The following is a 16,775-nucleotide window of genomic DNA, read 5'->3' as shown; positions in this document are numbered from 1 at the left end:
CGACCGACCGCAGGCCCACCGGCCCGCGCAGCGCCGCCCGGAAGCCCCGGACGACCCGCACACCGAACACCGGTACCCGTTGGGAGGAGACGACCATGGCCCGCCCGTACCCGCCCGGCCTCGGGCGCCCCCGTCCGCGCGCCTGGCGGTGGCTCGCCGCCACCGCTCTCCTGGTGCTCTGCCTGTGCGCCGTGCTGATCCCGCGCGAGGGCTCCCCCTCGCCCGCCGCCACCGCCCCGCCACCGCCCCCGCCACCGCTGAGCTCGACCGAGCCCGGCGAGCTGTGCTCCACCGCGCAGAACCGCTATCCCTCGCAGCCGGTGGACTCCGAGCACTACATCATCAACCCCAACGAGTGGAACGCCACCGGCGGCCTGTGCATCCGGGGCGGCGCCGACAGTGCCGCCTTCACCGTCACCCGCAGCGCGATCGCCCGCGGCAACCTCACCGACCCGGCCCGCGGCCCCGGCGCCTACCCGCACATCAGCACCCCGGTCGGCGGCGACGGCGTCAGCCCGCTGCCCATCGCCGTCGACAACCTGCGGTACGCCACCAGCAGCTGGCACACCACCCAGGTCGACGGCGGCATCTGGAACGCCTCCTTCGACCTCTGGTACAGCTCCACCCGGGGCAGCTGCTCCTTCACCGAGAGCGCCGAGGTGATGATCTGGCTGCGCGGCAACGGCACCTCGCCCTTCGGCAAGCAGTCCGGCGAGCTGCGCACCGGCGGCCAGTCCTACCGGGTGTACGAGGCGCCGAAGAAGAGCAGCCACACCCTGATCACCTACGAGTCTGCCTCCGCCACCAATGCCGTCACCGACCTCGATCTGCGCGCCTTCACCCGCGACGCGGTCCAGCGCGGCTACGTCCCGGCCGGCTCCTTCCTGTGTGCCGTCCAAGCCGGCTTCGAGATCTGGGAGGGCGGCGCGGGCCTCAGCACCGACGCGTTCTCTCTCGACGTCGCCGCGGGCCGCCCCAGCGGCGCGATCACCTCCGCGACGCCCGGCTACTGCCTGGACAGCCGGGTGGCCGGCGACCCGGCCGCGGTCGGCGCCGCCACCTGCGACGGCTCCCCGGCCCAGACCTGGAGCGTGGGCGAGGACGGCTCCCTCGGCCAGACCGGACGCTGTCTGGAGGACCCGGACATCGGTTACCCGGTCCTGACCGGCTGCACCCGTCGGCCCGACCAGCGCTGGCAGGCCACCGGCACCGGGCAGCTGCGGAACGAGGGCACTGGGAAGTGCGTGGAGAACCCCGCCACCAGTCCCACCGGTACCGGAACGGGCTACCAGGTGCGGATGCGGCTGTGCGCCCAACGCCCCGCGCAGGAGTGGCACGCGCCCGTCTGACGGGCGCCCGAAGCCCCGGCAGCCTATCGCACCCGACCCCCAAAACGCAGCCTCGCGACACTACATGTGGGGCTTCGTCGGACTGACGCCACTAGATGTATGCTCACTCCTGCTGTCGACGCAGGGGAACCCGGTGCGAATCCGGGACTGCCCCGCAGCGGTGTGCGGCCGCCTCCCCGGGCGTGCCGCGAGTCCGAGTACCTGCCGACGGCGTGCCGAAGCCTCCCCGCAGGGGCCATGGCACCAGCACCACCTTCCGGGCCTCGCGGGCGGGCCGGGGACGGCACGCGCGGCGCCTTCGGGCCCGTGTGGCGAGTTCCCCTGCCCCGAACGGCCCGGCCCGAGCCACCGCCGTCGACCGCCGCCAGGAGAGAGCGCCTTGACCACCGCTGCCTCAGCCACCCTGCCCGCCCAGGGTTCCAGCTCCGCCCCCGCCGACCCGACGGTCTCCGACCCCGGCGGTGCGCTCCTGCGCCTCCTGACCGACCGCAGCACCGACCTCCCCCAGGTCGACCCCGGCCATGTCGCCGCCGCCGCGCTGCGCGGCCGCCACGCCGGCTCGGACTTCGCCGAGCTGCGCGGGCTGGCCGTCGACGCCGCCGCGTCGATGATCGCCGAGGACCCCCAGTACTCCAAGCTCGCGGCCCGGCTGCTCGCGCTGGAGATCGTGGACGAGGCGGCGAGCCAGGGCGTGGTCTCGTTCTCCACCTCGATCGCGGTCGGCCACGCCGAGGGCCTGATCGGCGACACCACCGCCGACTTCGTCGCCAAGCACACCGCCGCTCTGGACGCCCTGGTCGACCCCCGGGGCGACGACCGCTTCGAGTACTTCGGCCTGCGCACCGTGCAGTCCCGCTACCTGCTGCGCCACCCGATCACCCGCAAGGTCGTCGAGACCCCGCAGTACTTCCTGCTCCGCGTCGCCTGCGGCCTGGCGGTCGGCGACACCGAGCAGTCGGTCGCCGAGGTCGCCGAGCTCTACCGCCTGATGAGCCGGCTGGAGTACCTGACCTCCTCGCCGACCCTCTTCAACTCCGGCACCCGGCACCCGCAGATGTCCAGCTGCTACCTGCTGGACTCCCCGCTGGACAACCTGGACTCGATCTACTCGCGCTACGCGCAGATCGCCCGGCTGTCCAAGCACGCCGGCGGCATCGGCCTGTCCTACTCCCGGATCCGCTCGCGCGGCTCGCTGATCCGCGGCACCAACGGCAAGTCCAACGGCATCGTGCCCTTCCTGCGCACCCTGGACTCCTCGGTCGCCGCCGTCAACCAGGGCGGCCGCCGCAAGGGCGCGGCCTGCGTCTACCTGGAGACCTGGCACGCCGACATCGAGGAGTTCCTGGAGCTGCGCGACAACACCGGTGAGGAGGCGCGCCGCACGCACAACCTCAACCTGGCGCACTGGATCCCGGACGAGTTCATGCGCCGCGTCAACGCCAACGCCGACTGGTCGCTGTTCTCCCCCGCCGACGTCCCCGAGCTGGTCGACCTGTGGGGCGAGGAGTTCGACGAGGCCTACCGCAAGGCCGAGCTGGCCGGCAAGGCCGTGCGCACCATCCCCGCGCAGACCCTCTACGCCCGGATGATGCGCACCCTGGCGCAGACCGGCAACGGCTGGATGACCTTCAAGGACGCCTCCAACCGCGCCGCCAACCAGACCGCGCTGCCGGGCCGCACGGTGCACAGCTCCAACCTCTGCACCGAGATCCTGGAGGTCACCGACGACTCCGAGACCGCCGTCTGCAACCTCGGCTCGGTCAACCTCGGCGCCCACGTCGCCGACGGCGCCACCGCCGACGACCTGCTGAACGCGCTGGACTGGGAGCGCCTGGACGCCACCGTCCGCACCGCCGTCACCTTCCTCGACCGCGTGGTGGACATCAACTTCTACCCGACCCCCGAGGCCGGCGCCTCCAACTCCCGCTGGCGCCCGGTGGGCCTGGGCGTGATGGGCCTGCAGGACGTCTTCTTCAAGCTGCGGATCGACTTCGACTCCGCCGAGGCCGCGCGGCTGTCCACGCTCATCGCCGAGCGCATCATGCTCACCGCGTACGAGCGCTCCGCCGACCTGGCCGAGCAGCTGGGCCGCCACGAGGCCTACGGCGAGACCCGCGCCGCCCGCGGCGAGCTGCACATCGACCACTTCCCGTCGGCCGCCCCCGAGTGGGCCGACCGCTGGGCCGCGCTGCGCACCCGGATCGCCGGAACCGGCCTGCGCAACTCGCTGCTGCTCGCCATCGCGCCGACCGCGACCATCGCGTCCATCGCCGGTGTGTACGAGTGCATCGAGCCGCAGGTGTCCAACCTGTTCAAGCGCGAGACCCTGAGCGGTGAGTTCCTCCAGGTCAACCCGTACCTGGTGCGCGACCTCAAGGAGCTGGGCGTCTGGGACCAGCAGACCCGCGACGCGCTGCGCGACGCCAACGGCTCGGTGCAGGAGCTCGGCTGGCTGCCCGCCGAGATCCGCTCGCTGTACCGCACCGCCTGGGAGCTGCCGCAGCGCGCGCTGATCGACCTGGCCGCGGCCCGCATGCCGTACATCGACCAGAGCCAGTCGCTGAACCTGTTCATGGCCGCGCCGACCATCGGCAAGCTCAGCTCGATGTACGCCTACGCGTGGAAGGTCGGTCTGAAGACCACCTACTACCTGCGTTCGCGCCCGGCCACCCGGATCGCCCAGGCCGCGTCGGGCACGGCCCGCGCCGCCGCGCCCGTTCCGGTGAACACGCCGACCCTCACCCCGGAGGAGGAGGCCGCGCTGGCCTGCTCCCTGGAGAACCCCGAGTCCTGCGAGGCCTGCCAGTAATGAGCTCCGAAGACCGCGACAAGATGCTGCTCGACCCCGGCTTCGAGCTGACGCTGCGCCCGATGCGCTACCCGTCGTTCTACGACCGGTACCGCGACGCGATCAAGAACACCTGGACCGTCGAGGAGGTGGACCTCCACTCGGACGTCGCCGACCTGGCGAAGCTGAGCGAGGGCGAGCGCCACCTCATCGGCCGGCTGGTGGCGTTCTTCGCCACCGGGGACTCGATCGTCTCCAACAACGTGGTGCTGAGCCTGTACAAGCACATCAACTCCCCGGAGGCCCGGCTCTACCTGAGCCGGCAGCTGTTCGAGGAGGCCGTGCACGTCCAGTTCTACCTGACGCTGCTGGACACCTACCTGCCCGACCCGGAGGACCGCAACGCGGCCTTCGCCGCGGTGGAGAACATCCCCTCCATCCGCCAGAAGGCCCAGTTCTGCTTCAAGTACATGAACGCGGTCGACCACATCGACTCGCTGCAGACCAAGGAGGACCGCCGCGCGTTCCTCCTGAACCTGATCTGCTTCGCGGCGTGCGTGGAGGGCCTCTTCTTCTACGGCGCGTTCGCGTACGTGTACTGGTTCCGCAGCCGGGGCCTGCTGCACGGCCTGGCGACCGGCACCAACTGGGTGTTCCGCGACGAGTCCATGCACATGGACTTCGCCATGTCGGTGGTCGACACCGTCCGCGAGGAGGAGCCCGACCTCTTCGACGACGAGATGGCCAAGCAGGTCACCGAGATGCTGGAGGAGGCCGTCGAGGCCGAGCTCCAGTTCGCCCAGGACCTGTGCGGTGACGGCCTCCCCGGCATGAACACCGCCTCGATGCGGGAGTACCTCCAGGCTGTGGCGGACCAGCGCCTCGCGCGCCTCGGCCTGCCGGTCCGGTACGGCTCGACGAACCCGTTCGGCTTCATGGAGCTGCAGAACGTCCAGGAGCTGACCAACTTCTTCGAGCGCCGGGTCTCCGCGTACCAGGTCGCCGTCGAGGGCTCGGTCTCCTTCGACGACGACTTCTAGGAACCGAGGTTCGGAGGGGGAGCACCGCTCGGTGCTCCCCCTGTTCCTTTGAACGGGCCGATGACTCCCGCCCCGCCCGGCGCCCTCGCCGGGCAGGGCGGCCACCCGTCCTCTTGCCGGGGAAGGGAGGCGGGGGCTGTCCGGATGAACTCGGGGGGCACACCGGGGGGACGTGTCCGTGGGCGATCGGTTCGGGGCTACGGTCCGGCCACGACCGATCGGAAGGGGACGCAATATGGCCACCGGGGTTCTGGATTACGAGAGCGACGCGATCGTCCAGCTCATGAACATCGCGGAGGACGACTGGACCGAGCAGGAGCTCAAGGACGCGCTGCAGCGGGCGATCATGCTGGAGTTGTCGACCATTCCGCCGTACGCGACCGCGCTGTGGTCGATCACGGATCCGGACAACACCAAGCCGGTCCGCCACACCATCCGCGAGATCGTCTTCGACGAGATGTCGCACTTCGGCCTGGTCGCCAACATGCTCACCAGCATCGGCGGCACCGTCGTGCTCACGGACCCGCTCACCGTTCCGAAGTACCCCGGGGAGCTGCCCGGTGGGGTGAATCCCGGGCTTGAGGTGTTCCTCAGCGGGCTGACCAGGGACTCCGCCGCGCTGTTCGCCGCCATCGAGAAGCCCGAGCACCCGCTCGCCTTCGCCGCGGACGGCAACACCATCGGCGCCTTCTACCAGCGGATCGCCGACGTCTTCCCCAAGTTCGCCCACCTGCTCACCGGCCGGCAGCAGGTGACCTTCCCGCTCGGGTCGAGCCACGGGGCCGGCAACGACATCGTCCCGATGAACGCCCTCGGCGACGTCCTGAGCGCCATCCACGTCATCCAGGCCCAGGGCGAGGGCACCACCACCTCCCCCGAGAACCCCTTCCCCGGCGCTCCGGGCGAACTCGCCCACTACTACGCCTTCAAGGAGATCGCCGTCGGCAAGAAGTTCGTCCTCGACGAGCAGACGGGGAAGTTCGACTTCACCGGCGCCGACGTGCCGCTGCCGGACACCTTCCCGGTCGGCCGGGTCCCCCAGGGCGGCTGGGCCGACTCCCCCAACGCGCCCGACGCGCCCACCGCCGCCCTCCTGCACACCTTCAACCAGCAGTACAGCGACATGCTGCGCGCCCTGGAGGCCGCCTGGGGCCCGACCGGGGCGGACATCTTCCCGGCGATCGGCCTGATGGGGCAGCTGCGCGGCACCGCCCAGAAGATCAGCGGCATCAAGCTGCCGGTCGACCCCCGCCTCACCTACGGCCCGGAGTGGCTGTTCGTCGCCTGACGCCACCGGCCCGCCGCCGGCTCAGCCCTTGACCGAGCCGGCGGTGAGGCCCTGGGCGAGGTAGCGCTGGAGGAACTGGTAGACCAGGATCACCGGCAGCGAGGTGACCAGCGCCCCGGCCGCGAAGAGGCCGTAGTTCTGGTCCTGCTGGCCGGAGATGATCCCGTAGAGGCCGACCGCCACCGTCTTAGACTCGTTGGAGGTCAGGAAGATGCCGGCCAGGATGACGTCGTTCAGCGCGGTGGTCAGCGAGAGGATCCCGACCACCACCAGCATCGGCGCGGCCAGCGGCAGGATGATCCGGAAGAAGATCTGCGCGTGCCCGGCCCCGTCCACCTTGGCGGCCTCGTCGATCTCCTTCGGGATGGTGTCCAGGTACCCCTTCATCAGCCAGGTGTTCACACCCATCGCCCCGCCCAGGTAGACCAGCAGCAGTCCCCAGGGCGTGTCCAGGCCGATCACCGGCAGCACGTCGCCGATCCCGGCGAACAGCAGGTAGAGCGAGACGACCGCGAGGAACTGCGGGAACATCTGCGCCAGCAGGACGGTGAGCAGCCCCACCCGCCGGCCCCGGAAGCGGAAGCGGGAGAACGCGTACGCCGAGCAGACCCCGAGCAGCACGTTGAGCACGGCGAAGCTGCCGCAGATCAGCGCCGTGTTGAGCAGCCAGCGGCCGAACGGGTACTGCTCGTCGGTGAACAGCGCCGTGAAGTTGGCGAACGAGGCGTGCTCGGGCAGCAGCGTGGAGGACTGCAGGGTGCCGAGCGGGTTGAGCGCGGCGGAGAACACGAACAGCAGCGGGAACAGCGCGAAGCAGACGGCGAGGACGGCGACCAGGTGCCGCCAGCCGAACCGGCGCAGCCATCGGGCGGTGGTGGTCATGCGTTCAGCTCCTCAAGGGCCCGGGTGCGGCGGAAGCCCACCAGGGTGATCAGGCCGACCAGCAGGAAGATGAAGATCGACAGGGCGGCGGCGAAGCCGTACTGGGCGCCCTGTCCGCCGAAGGCCACCCGGTAGGTGTAGCTGATCAGGATGTCGGTGGAGCCGGCCGTCCCGCCGGCGCCGTCGAACGGGCCGCCGCCGGTGAGCAGTTGGACGGCGTTGAAGTTGTTGAAGTTGAAGGCGAAGGAGGAGATCAGCACGGGCGAGGCGGCCACCAGCAGCAGCGGGAAGGTCACCGCCCGGAAGGCCGTCCACGGCCCGGCGCCGTCGATCCGCGCGGCTTCGTTCAGCTCGGCCGGCATCGACTGCAGCACGCCGGTGCAGATCAGCAGCATGTTGGGGAAGCCGAGCCACAGGCTGGTCAGGACGACCGCGAAGCGCGCGCTCCAGGTGTCGCCGAGCCAGTCGATCCGGGTGTGCAGCAGCTGGTTGAGCAGCCCGAAGTCCCGGTTGTACATGCTCTGCCAGATCAGGATTCCGATGAACGCGGGCATCGCGTACGGCAGCAGCAGGAGCGAGCGGTAGGCCCGCTGCCCGCGCAACCTCGGGTGGTGCAGGGTGAAGGCGAGGCCGAGGCCGAGCACGAAGGAGGCGCCGGTGGAGAGCGCGGCGAAGCCGAAGGTCCAGGCGAGCACGGAGAGGAAGGGGCCGCGCACGGCCGGACTGGTGAGCACGGCGGTGAAGTTGGCGAAGCCGACGGTGCGCTGCCAGCCCGTGGTCAGGGTCCGCCCGGAGCCATCGGTGGCGGTGAAGCGGCCGTCCTCGGCGCGGTAGACGGTCCCGCTGCGGGTGTCGGTGAGGGTGTCGGCCCGGCCGTCGTACGTCAGGGTGGGCCGGGCGGTGGTGGCCGAGGAGAGTCCCTGGCCGATCACGAAGCCGCCGTCCACCGGGACCCGCAGCCCCTTCAGCTCCTGGGCCCGGGCGTTGACCTGGCCGATGGTGAGGATCCGCAGGCCCGGCGCGGTGGTCACCCGGCCGTCGGGAGCGGTCGCGGTCCCGGCCGGGGCGGGGGCCAGGCCGCGCGCGGTGCCGGCCTCGGTCCGGCCGGTCGCCGGGTCGGTGAGCAGCAGGACGAGCGGGCCGCCGGCCGGCTCGGTGGCGACGGTGAGCGTGTACGAGGGGCCGTCGGGGACGGGCTCCACCGAGTTGTCGACCAGGGTGCGGACGGCCTGGTCCTTGGTGAGCAGGTGCCCGTCCCCGTAGTCGGTGAAGGAGACCGCGACGATGTGGAGCACGGGGTAGACCACGAAGGCCAGGAAGAGCACGGTGGCCGGCAGCAGGTACTTGGCGGCGAGCCGGCGCGGCGAGAGGTAGATCCAGAAGGTGGCCCCGGTCCCGGCGGCGAGGACGCCGAGGCCGGCCCAGTGGCCGGCCCCGTAGAGCTTGGGCGCGGCGAACAGGGCGAGTGCGGCGACCCCGGACAGCAGGGCGAGCTTCACCAGCTGCGCGGTCAGGGCGCCGGCCCGGCGGGGCGGGCGGATCGGGGCGTCGGCGGGGCGGGCCGGACGCCTGCTGTCCTGAAGGGTGGGGGAGGTCATGGGGTGGTCCCTGGTCCGTCCGGGAGGGGCGCGGGGCGCCGGGGAGTGTCAGTGGCCGGCGCCGAGGGCGGCGCGGATCGCCTCGCCGGCCTGGCGCATGGTCTCCGCCGGGTCGGCGCCGGCCACGATGCTCGCCTCGGCCTGGCCGAGCGGTCCCCAGATCGCGTTCATCGCGGGGATGGCCGGCAGCGGCTGCCCGGCCGCGCCCGCGGCCGCGAAGGCGCCGATGTCCGGGTCGTCGGCGGAGACCTTGGCGAGGGCGGAGGTCAGCGCGGGCGGCTCCGGCGAGGCTTGGTAGAGCGCCAGCTGGCCCTCCTCCGAGCCGATGGCGCGCAGCAGGAACTCCTGGGCGAGCGGCTGGTTCTTCGTCTTGGCGGAGAGGTAGAAGGCCTGCACGCCGATGAAGGGGCGGGCCGGTCCCTTGCCGGCCCAGCCGGGCACCGGAGAGATGGCGTACGGCAGGCCGGCCTGCTTGACCTGGCCCAGCGCCCACGGCCCGGCCACCAGGTAGGGCGACTTGCGCCCGGTGAACAGCGAGATGGCGTTGGTGTCCACCGAGCGGTTGAACAGCCCGGCGCCCTTCTCCCCGTACTGCTTGAACAGTTCACCTGCCGCGATCGAGCCGGGGCCGCCGACCCCGAGGTCCGCGGTGTCCCAGCCGCCGTCCGGCTTGGCGCCGAACAGGTAGCCGCCGGCCGAGGTGAACAGCGGTTGCAGGGCGTAGGCGTTGCCCTGCTGGCCGACCGGCAGCGCCAGCGGGACCTCCGCCCTGCCGGCGCGGACGGCCTCGGCGGCGGTGCCGGCGAGGTCCTCGAAGGTGGCGGGCGCGGCCGGGGTCAGTTCGGTGTTGCGGAACAGCACCAGGGTCTCGGTCGCGTACGGCAGGCCGTACTGCTGGCCGTCCTGGGCGACGGCGGCGAGGGCGGCGGGCTGGAACAGCGCCTTCTGCTGCGTGGTCAGCGGGACGGGGGCGACCGTGCCGTTCTGCACCAGGTTGCCGAGCCAGTCGGAGGCGCCGACGACGAGGTCGGGGCCCTTGCCGGCGTTGGTGGCCGTGACGTAGGCCTGCTGGGTGTTGACGGACTGCGGGGCGACCGTGACCTTGACGCCGTGCTCCTTGCCGAAGCGGTCGGCGAGCGGCTGCAGGGCGGCGGCCTGCTGGGTCTGGGCCCAGATCACCAGGTCGCCCTCGGCGGCGGCGATCGGCGGGGCGGTCATCGGTCCGTCCGCGGCGGCGGTGCCGCCGGCGGGCGCGGGGCCGGCCGAGGGGGAGGTGCCGCCGCAGGCCGTGGCCAGCAGGGCGAGCAGGCCGAGGGCGGCGGTTCTGCGGGGGCTGATGATCCGGTGGCGGGTGATCCGGTGGCGCATGGTCCGAGACTCCTTCGTCCGGGAGGGGTGCGGGGGTTGGGTCGCGGGGGGGCTGGGGTCGGGTCGCGGGGCGGGCCGCGGGGCGGGCCGCGGGGCGGGCCGCGGGGCGGGCCGCGGGGGCGGCCTGCGGGGGCCTGCGGGGGGGGGCGGCCTGCGGGGGCGCGGGTCAGATGCCGTCCGCCGGCCGGTGCCAGCGCTCGACGGTGAGGTCGAGCCGGGTGTCGCGGTCGACCCGCAGCGGGTGCAGCACCCGCCGGCCGTCGGCGTCGACGGCGTCCAGGCCCCAGCCGCGCGAGATGCCGCCGTCGAAGCCGGTGCCGCGCGGGACGGCGATCCGGCCGCGGAACCGGCCCGGGCCGGCCGGGGCGCAGGGCAGCGGACCGAACATCACGGGGGCGTCGTCGGGGGTTCCGGGCGGGACGGTCACGGTGACCTCCAGGACCGGGTGGGCGGGCAGCTCGGGCAGGACGGCGACCTCGGTGCGCGCGGCCAGCCCGTGCGCCCGGACGGTGACCGCCGTCCGCCCGGCGGCCAGCGGGGTCAGCCCGCCGTGCGGGGAGACGGCCGCCACCTCGGGGCGCTCGACCCGGTAGCCGGCCTCCAGCGCGGTGTAGCGCACGCCGTCGGCGCGGACCGCGACCGGGTTGACGGCGCTCCAGGTCTCGCCGGGCGCGAGCAGGACCTCCGGCTCGACGGTGAGCGTGCGCACCGGGGAGGGCGCGCCGAACAGGTGCAGCAGCGCGTGCCGGGCACGCGGGCGCCAGGCGTTCTCGTGGTGCGGCGCGTCCGGGTCCTCGTAGTAGAGCAGGTCGGCGCCGGAGGTGTAACCGGCCTCGTCGACCAGCCGGCCGGCCAGCTCGCGGGCGGGCCGGGCCATGATCAGCCCCTCCAGGCCGCCGATGTCCAGCCAGATCCGCCGCGGCCCGCGCCGCCGGTAGTGCTCGTGCACCACCTTCTCGCCGAGGCCGTCCGGGTCGACGTGGGTGAGGAACGGGGAGAGGACGGCGGCCAGGCCGAAGACCTCGGGGCGGCGGAAGGCGATGTGGTACGTGACCAGGCCGCCCATCGAGGAGCCCATCAGCGCGGTGTGCTCCGGGCCGGTCCTGGTGCGGTAGCGGGCGTCGACGAACGGCTTGACCTCGTCGGTCAGGAAGGCCTCGTAGCGGTGGCCCTTCAGCGGGGTGCCGGGGGTGCGCCAGTACTCGGCGACGTGCGAGTACTCCACGCCCCGGTCGGCGCCGGCGTTGGGCACGGCGACGGCGATCAGTTCGGGGACCAGGCCCTCGGCGTACAGCGCCTCCAGCGTCCGGTCCACCGCCCAGGTGGGCTGCTGCCCCTGGTCGAAGACCTGCCCGCCGTCGTGGAGGTAGAGCACCGGGTAGTCGGCGTCCGGCCGGTCGTCGTAGCCGGGCGGCAGGTGGACCAGCAGGTCCCGTTCGTTGCCGAGCAGCTCGGAGCGGAAGCCGGGGATCCGTTCGATCCGGCCGCGGCGCACGGTGGTCTCGCTCATCGGGCCACCGACCAGACGTGCACGGCCGGGCCCTCGCAGGGCAGGTCGCGGCCGGGGACCAGCTGCGGGCCGCCGAGCAGGTGGGTGGCGTGCCACTCGCCGGCCACCGGCGGGTGGTCGGCCCGGCTGATCTGCACCAGGATCCGCTCCCGCTCGTCCTCCCGCTCGAACAGCAGGACGTCGCCCTCGGCGACCAGCCAGCGCAGCCCGCCGCCGGTCAGCGCGCTGTGGCCGCGGCGCAGCCGGACCAGGTCCCGGTAGGTGCGCCAGGTCTGCTGGTCCCAGGCGGACTCGTCCCAGGGGAACGGCTTGCGGCCCTCCTCCAGGCCCTCGCCCAGCACCCCGACCTCGTCGCCGGAGAACACCATGGGGATGCCGGGCAGGGTGAACAGCAGGGCCGCGCCGAGCAGTTGGCGCTCCGGGCCGGCGAAGGTGCGGAACCTGGCGGTGTCGTGCGAGTCCAGCAGGGTCAGGTTGTGGGCGCGGCTGCGCCAGGGCAGCGCGGCGCCGAAGGCCGTCATGGTGGCGCGCAGCCGGGCGCCGTCGTAGTCGGGGATCGGACCGGGGACGGCCCAGAAGTCCTTCTGGTCGTGCTTCTCGACGAGCCAGCTCCAGACCGGGCGGGTGAAGCCGGCGTAGCTCATGGTGCCCTGCCAGCCGTCGCCGGCCAGGGCGAGCGAGGCGTCGTGCTGGTGCTCGGCGAGCAGGACGGCGTCGGGGTTGGCGGCCCGGACGGTGGCGGCGGTGGTGGTGGCGACCAGGTGGTTGAGTTCGACGTCGCCGCGGCGGCCGGCCATCTGCGCCACGTCGACCCGCCAGCCGTCCAGGTGGAAGGGCGCGCCGAGGTACTTGGCGATCACCGAGTCGGGGCCCTCGTAGAGGCGGCGGCGCAGTTCGGCGGAGCGGTGGTCGAAGGTCGGCAGGGTGCGCACGCCGAGGAAGGTCGCGTAGTCGTCCGGGCCGCCGTCACCGAAGAAGTAGAAGCCGGCCTCCGGGCTCTTCGGGTCGGCCTGCGCGGTGCGGAACCAGTCGTGCCGGTCGCCGGAGTGATTGAGGGTGATGTCGCCGATCACCTTGATGCCGCGCCGGTGCGCCTCGGTCGTGAGGGCGATCAGCGCCTCGTCGCCGCCGAGCGCGGGGTCGACCCGGTCGAAGGAGACGGCGTCGTACCGGTGGTTGGAGCGGCCCTCGAAGAAGGGGGTCAGGTAGATCACCGTGGCGCCGAGCCGCTGGATGTGGTCGATCTTGCGCACCACGCCCCAGAGGTCGCCGCCGTACATCTGCTGGAGGGCCTCGGCGTCGCCGGTGCGCAGCGGGGTGTCCCAGTCGGCCGGGCCGGCCCAGGTGGCGAGCGGGGAGTCGCCGGAGCGGTGGTAGCGGTCCGGGAAGATCTGGTAGACCACCGCGTCCGCGGCCCAGGCGGGCGGCGCGGGGTGGGTGGTGAGGCGGAAGTCGGTGGCGTCGGGCAGGTCGTGGTCGTGCAGGCCGGCGGCGGTGAGCCAGCGCCCGCCGTCCGGGGTGTGCAGCCAGAACCGGTAGTTCATCTCCGGGTTGACCATCTCCAGGGCGGCCCGCCACCAGGTGGCCCCGGTGCCGTCGGTGCGGTCGACGACGGCGGGCGTGAAGTGCGGCTCGCCGTCCGGGACGGAGCGCAGGAACACCCGCTCGACGTCCTGGCCCGCGGGCACCCGGACCAGCAGGTCGACGTGCTGCCCGAGGCGCGGGGCGAGGTCGCCGACGTACCGCGCGGACCCGTCGTGGTGCGGCTGGTGGCGGGCGGCGAGGCGGTGGCTGCTGGCCGGGTCCATGGGGCTCCTCGGGGCGGGTGCACAGGTTAACGGATGCCGACATTCCGCTTTCCGGAGCCGACGAGGGAACCGTAACGATGATGAAACTGTTGCGCAATACGTTGCTAAGATTGTTTCATCCTGGTGTGCGACCCGCCGCGCCGGGCTTTGTAGGATGCAGGCCAGACCAGACCGGAGGACCAATTGAGCGGCCCGTCACTGCGCGACATCGCCGCCCGGGCAGGCGTCAGCGCCGCCTCGGTGAGCAGGGTGATCAACGACCGGCCGGGCGTCTCCGACGACACCAAGGTGAAGGTCGCCGAGGCCATGCGGGAGCTCGGCTGGCAGCCCGACCAGGGCTACGACCCGCACCAGGGCGCGCTGATCGGCATCGTCGTCCCCGAACTCGACAACCCGGTCTTCCCGCTGCTCGCCTCCGCGATCGAGGTGCAGCTCGCCAAGCACGGCCTCACCGCCGTGGTCGGCACCTCCACCCGCCAGGGCACCGCCGAACTCGGCTACATCGACGTGCTGCTCCGCAAGGGCGTCTCCGGCCTGGTCCTGGTCTCCGGGCGGCACGCCAACCCGAACGCCGACCACGGCTTCTACCGGCTGCTGCACGAACGCGGCATCCCGATGGTGCTGGTCAGCGGCCGGGTGGAGGGTCTGGCCGTCCCCACCGTCGCCACCGACGAGGCGCTCGGCGCCCGGATCGCCGTCGCCCACCTGCGCGAACTCGGCCACCGCCGGATCGGCCTGGCCGGCGGCCAGGGCTATCTGCGCCCCTCGCTCAACCGCCTGGACGGCTACCGGCGGGCGATGCGCGAGCTGCTCGGCGGGGAGCCGCCCGCCGACTGGTACGCCGAGTCCGCCTACTCCATCGCCGGCGGCGCGGCGGCCGCCCGCCAACTGCTCGACGCGGATGTCACCGCCGTGATCGCCGGCAGCGACCTGATGGCCCTCGGCGTGGTCCAGGCCGCCCGCGAGGCCGGCCGCAGCGTCCCCGGCGACCTCTCGGTGATCGGCTACGACGACTGCTACCTCGCCGCTCACAGCAACCCGCCGCTCACCACCGTCCGCCAGCCGATCGACGAGATGGGCGCCGCCGTCGCCGACGCGCTCTGGCGCCAGCTGGAGGGCCACGGCGGCCGGGCCCGGGACTACCTGTTCACCCCCGTCCTGGTCGCCCGGGACTCCACCGCCCGCTCCCGCGGCTGACCCCGGACACCCGCCGGACACGACGGAGGGCCGGTGAGCTGCTGCTCACCGGCCCTCCGTCGGCTTCCGGGCGGCGTCAGTCGTTCGGGACGGTCGCGTAGCGCGCGGTGCCCTCGGCCATCTGCCGCAGGGCGTCCTTGCGGTCCCGCTTCGACAGCTTGTCGATGTAGAGGAAGCCGAACAGGTGGTCGGTCTCGTGCTGCAGGCAGCGGGCGAAGAAGCCGGTGCCCTCGACCCGGACCGGGTTGCCGTCCTTGTCCTGGCCGGTCACCGCCGCGTAGTCCGGGCGGGGCAGCTCGGCGTAGGCGGTCGGCACCGACAGGCAGCCCTCGTTGCCGTCGTCCAGCACCCGCTTGCGGTCCTTCGGGAACTCCTCCAGCACCGGGTTGACCACGTGGCCGATGTGCCGCACGCCCTCGTCGTCCGGGCAGTCGTAGACGAAGACCTTGAGGTCCACGCCGATCTGGTTGGCGGCCAGGCCCACGCCCTCCGCCGCGTACATCGACTGGAACATGTCGTCGATCAGCGCGGACAGCTCGCCGTCGAAGGCCGTCACGTCCTTCACCTCGCGGTGCAGCACGGGGTTGCCGTAGACGGTGATCGGGCGCGCCGTGCCCTTGGAGAGGTCCGGCTGCTCGCCGACCACCTTCGGGGTCTCGTCGTGCTCGTGCTGGTCCTGCTCCGCCATGTCTTCCGCTTCCATAGGCCTACGCGTACCGCACCAGGGTACTCAGCGCGCTCAGCAGACCTCTTCGAGATCCCGGTAGGCCCGGCTTCCCGGCGACGCGGCGGCCCAGCGGTCCAGCAGTACCCGCACCAGATGCGCCGGGGCGGCGATCCCGCACTCGCGCTCGGCCAGCCAGGACATCCCGCCCGCGCCGGGGCTCAGGTGGCTGAGGTGGCCGGGGTGCGCGGCGTCCCCGTCGTCGTGCGGGTCGTGGTGGGCGGTGTGCCCGTCGTCGGAGGCCATCCGGCTCTCCGAGCAGGCCCGGCACAGCAGCCGGACCGAGGACGTCCAGTCCTCCGCCGCGTAGCCGGCGTCGGCGACCAGCCGCTCCAGCGCGTCCCGGTCCGCCTCGGTCGCCGCCTGCAGCAGCACCACGTACGTCGGCACCGGGGACGGCGCCCACAGCTCGATCTCGTCGAACACCGGGTAGGCGACCCCGTCGGTGACCCGCTCGCCGTGCGGGGCGCCGTCGTGCAGCACCACCTCGCCCCAGCGTCTGCCGGAGGACGGCAGCGGGATCGACAGCACCTCGATCCGGGCCGGGTCGAGCCGGCGGCCCCACACCACCTCGGACTCGCCGTCCGGGGAGAGCCGCACCGGGGTGGTCCCGAGGTCCAGGCTGACCGGCCCCTCCTCGCGCCCGCCCGGGCCGCCGGGCAGCTTCAGCCCGTACGCCTGCCAGGCCCGGCGGGCCAGCGGCCAGTCCTGCAGCGCGGTCGCGGTGATGCCGAGGTTCCACCAGTCCGGGGCGCCCTGCTCGCGGTCCAGCAGCGCCACCGCCCGCAGCCCGGCCGCCCGGGCCTGCTCCCAGTCGCGGCGGAACTTGTGCAGCAGCGCCAGGTTGAACCACGAGTCCGACAGCCACGGCTCCAGGTCGGCCGCCATCACCAGCAGGGCGCCGGCGTCCTCGTAGCGGCCGTCGCCGATCAGCGTGAAAGCCCGGTCGGTCGTCTGCCGCCAGGTGGCGGACGGCCGGTGCCGTGCCCGGTGGAAGATCCTCACGTTCGTCCCTGCCGTCGTCGTCCGCTCAAGTCCCGCGACCGCTCCCGCGTCACGGGCCCGGTGTCCCGGGTCGGTTTTCCACGCTACGACCGCATCCAACCACGACGGCCGCCGCCCGCGCTCCCCACCGCCGGGGTTGCCCGGTTCCGTCCCGGCCCGTTTCCGGCCCCTCCCCCAGCCTGCCCGTCCGGTCCCGGCGCCTCAACCCCGGACGGCCC

At 72.9% G+C, this 16,775-nt stretch carries 12 protein-coding genes and 1 riboswitch; of the genes, 5 read left to right on the top strand and 7 right to left on the bottom strand.

Translation table 11 applies throughout. The features are described from left to right. Nucleotides 1-95: 95 nt before the first annotated feature. The 4 genes from ACFU9E_RS03135 to ACFU9E_RS03120 all read left to right on the top strand — a co-directional run bounded on the left by ACFU9E_RS03135 (nt 96) and on the right by ACFU9E_RS03120 (nt 6,465). On the top strand, nt 96-1,349 hold the full coding sequence (locus ACFU9E_RS03135; protein WP_380681847.1) for a ricin-type beta-trefoil lectin domain protein: 1,254 nt from the start codon (nt 96-98) through the stop codon (nt 1,347-1,349). A gap of 82 nt (nt 1,350-1,431) precedes the next feature. Then, nucleotides 1,432-1,573: riboswitch (cobalamin riboswitch) on the top strand. A gap of 179 nt (nt 1,574-1,752) precedes the next feature. Then, nucleotides 1,753-4,158 (top strand): ribonucleoside-diphosphate reductase subunit alpha, encoded by a 2,406-nt coding sequence (locus tag ACFU9E_RS03130; protein WP_380681861.1) that lies wholly within the window; start codon nt 1,753-1,755, stop codon nt 4,156-4,158. Then, nucleotides 4,158-5,177, top strand: coding sequence for a ribonucleotide-diphosphate reductase subunit beta (locus tag ACFU9E_RS03125; RefSeq protein ID WP_380681849.1), 1,020 nt, complete (start codon nt 4,158-4,160; stop codon nt 5,175-5,177). The genes ACFU9E_RS03130 and ACFU9E_RS03125 overlap by 1 nt, the downstream gene beginning before the upstream one ends. A 235-nt stretch (nt 5,178-5,412) precedes the next feature. Next, a complete protein-coding gene (locus ACFU9E_RS03120) occupies nt 5,413-6,465 on the top strand; it encodes a ferritin-like protein (protein ID WP_380681851.1) in 1,053 nt (350 codons plus the stop codon). A gap of 21 nt (nt 6,466-6,486) precedes the next feature. Here the strand turns inward: ACFU9E_RS03120 and ACFU9E_RS03115 are convergent, their stop codons facing one another. From ACFU9E_RS03115 to ACFU9E_RS03095, 5 genes are all read right to left on the bottom strand, one after another. Beyond that, nucleotides 6,487-7,347 carry a sugar ABC transporter permease gene (locus ACFU9E_RS03115; RefSeq protein ID WP_380681853.1) on the bottom strand — a complete coding sequence of 287 codons (861 nt, stop codon included), beginning with the start codon at nt 7,345-7,347 and terminating at the stop codon, nt 6,487-6,489. After that, on the bottom strand, nt 7,344-8,945 hold the full coding sequence (locus tag ACFU9E_RS03110; RefSeq protein WP_380681854.1) for an ABC transporter permease subunit: 1,602 nt from the start codon (nt 8,943-8,945) through the stop codon (nt 7,344-7,346). The genes ACFU9E_RS03115 and ACFU9E_RS03110 overlap by 4 nt, the downstream gene beginning before the upstream one ends. A 48-nt stretch (nt 8,946-8,993) precedes the next feature. Further along, the gene (locus ACFU9E_RS03105) at nt 8,994-10,313 is read right to left on the bottom strand and encodes an extracellular solute-binding protein (protein WP_380681855.1); all 1,320 of its coding nucleotides are present in this window, start codon (nt 10,311-10,313) and stop codon (nt 8,994-8,996) included. A 166-nt stretch (nt 10,314-10,479) separates the two neighbouring features. Then, the gene (locus tag ACFU9E_RS03100; RefSeq protein ID WP_380681856.1) at nt 10,480-11,823 is read right to left on the bottom strand and encodes an alpha/beta hydrolase; all 1,344 of its coding nucleotides are present in this window, start codon (nt 11,821-11,823) and stop codon (nt 10,480-10,482) included. Then, entirely contained in the window at nt 11,820-13,631 is a 1,812-nt protein-coding gene (locus tag ACFU9E_RS03095; protein ID WP_380681857.1) for a glycoside hydrolase family 13 protein, read from the bottom strand. Before ACFU9E_RS03095 ends, ACFU9E_RS03100 begins: the two co-directional genes overlap by 4 nt. A 183-nt stretch (nt 13,632-13,814) precedes the next feature. On the opposite strand from ACFU9E_RS03095, the gene ACFU9E_RS03090 reads away from it, so the two are divergent. Next, nucleotides 13,815-14,828: a LacI family DNA-binding transcriptional regulator gene (locus tag ACFU9E_RS03090; RefSeq protein WP_355363843.1), complete on the top strand. Its 1,014-nt coding sequence runs from the start codon at nt 13,815-13,817 to the stop codon at nt 14,826-14,828. Nucleotides 14,829-14,904: 76 nt separating this feature from the next. On the opposite strand, the gene def is transcribed toward ACFU9E_RS03090, so the two are convergent. Continuing rightward, a complete protein-coding gene (gene def / locus ACFU9E_RS03085; RefSeq protein WP_380681858.1) occupies nt 14,905-15,516 on the bottom strand; it encodes a peptide deformylase in 612 nt (203 codons plus the stop codon). 51 nt (nt 15,517-15,567) lie between these two features. Next, nucleotides 15,568-16,557: a tetratricopeptide repeat protein gene (locus tag ACFU9E_RS03080; protein ID WP_380681859.1), complete on the bottom strand. Its 990-nt coding sequence runs from the start codon at nt 16,555-16,557 to the stop codon at nt 15,568-15,570. Nucleotides 16,558-16,775 lie beyond the last annotated feature (218 nt).

The organism is Kitasatospora sp. NPDC057595, from assembly GCF_042800875.1.
In the GTDB taxonomy this organism is placed as follows: Bacteria; Actinomycetota; Actinomycetes; order Streptomycetales; family Streptomycetaceae; genus Kitasatospora.
This window is presented reverse-complemented; position numbering and strand designations above follow the sequence as displayed.

Bases quoted from the DNA above. Each gene is read 5' to 3' on its own strand.
- ACFU9E_RS03135 (WP_380681847.1), top strand. From the start codon at position 96: ATGGCCCGCCCGTACCCGCCCGGCCTCGGGCGCCCCCGTCCGCGCGCC.
- ACFU9E_RS03125 (WP_380681849.1), top strand. From the start codon at position 4,158: ATGAGCTCCGAAGACCGCGACAAGATGCTGCTCGACCCCGGCTTCGAG.
- ACFU9E_RS03120 (WP_380681851.1), top strand. From the start codon at position 5,413: ATGGCCACCGGGGTTCTGGATTACGAGAGCGACGCGATCGTCCAGCTC.
- ACFU9E_RS03115 (WP_380681853.1), bottom strand. From the start codon at position 7,347: ATGACCACCACCGCCCGATGGCTGCGCCGGTTCGGCTGGCGGCACCTG.
- ACFU9E_RS03110 (WP_380681854.1), bottom strand. From the start codon at position 8,945: ATGACCTCCCCCACCCTTCAGGACAGCAGGCGTCCGGCCCGCCCCGCC.
- ACFU9E_RS03105 (WP_380681855.1), bottom strand. From the start codon at position 10,313: ATGCGCCACCGGATCACCCGCCACCGGATCATCAGCCCCCGCAGAACC.
- ACFU9E_RS03100 (WP_380681856.1), bottom strand. From the start codon at position 11,823: ATGAGCGAGACCACCGTGCGCCGCGGCCGGATCGAACGGATCCCCGGC.
- ACFU9E_RS03095 (WP_380681857.1), bottom strand. From the start codon at position 13,631: ATGGACCCGGCCAGCAGCCACCGCCTCGCCGCCCGCCACCAGCCGCAC.
- def (WP_380681858.1), bottom strand. From the start codon at position 15,516: ATGGCGGAGCAGGACCAGCACGAGCACGACGAGACCCCGAAGGTGGTC.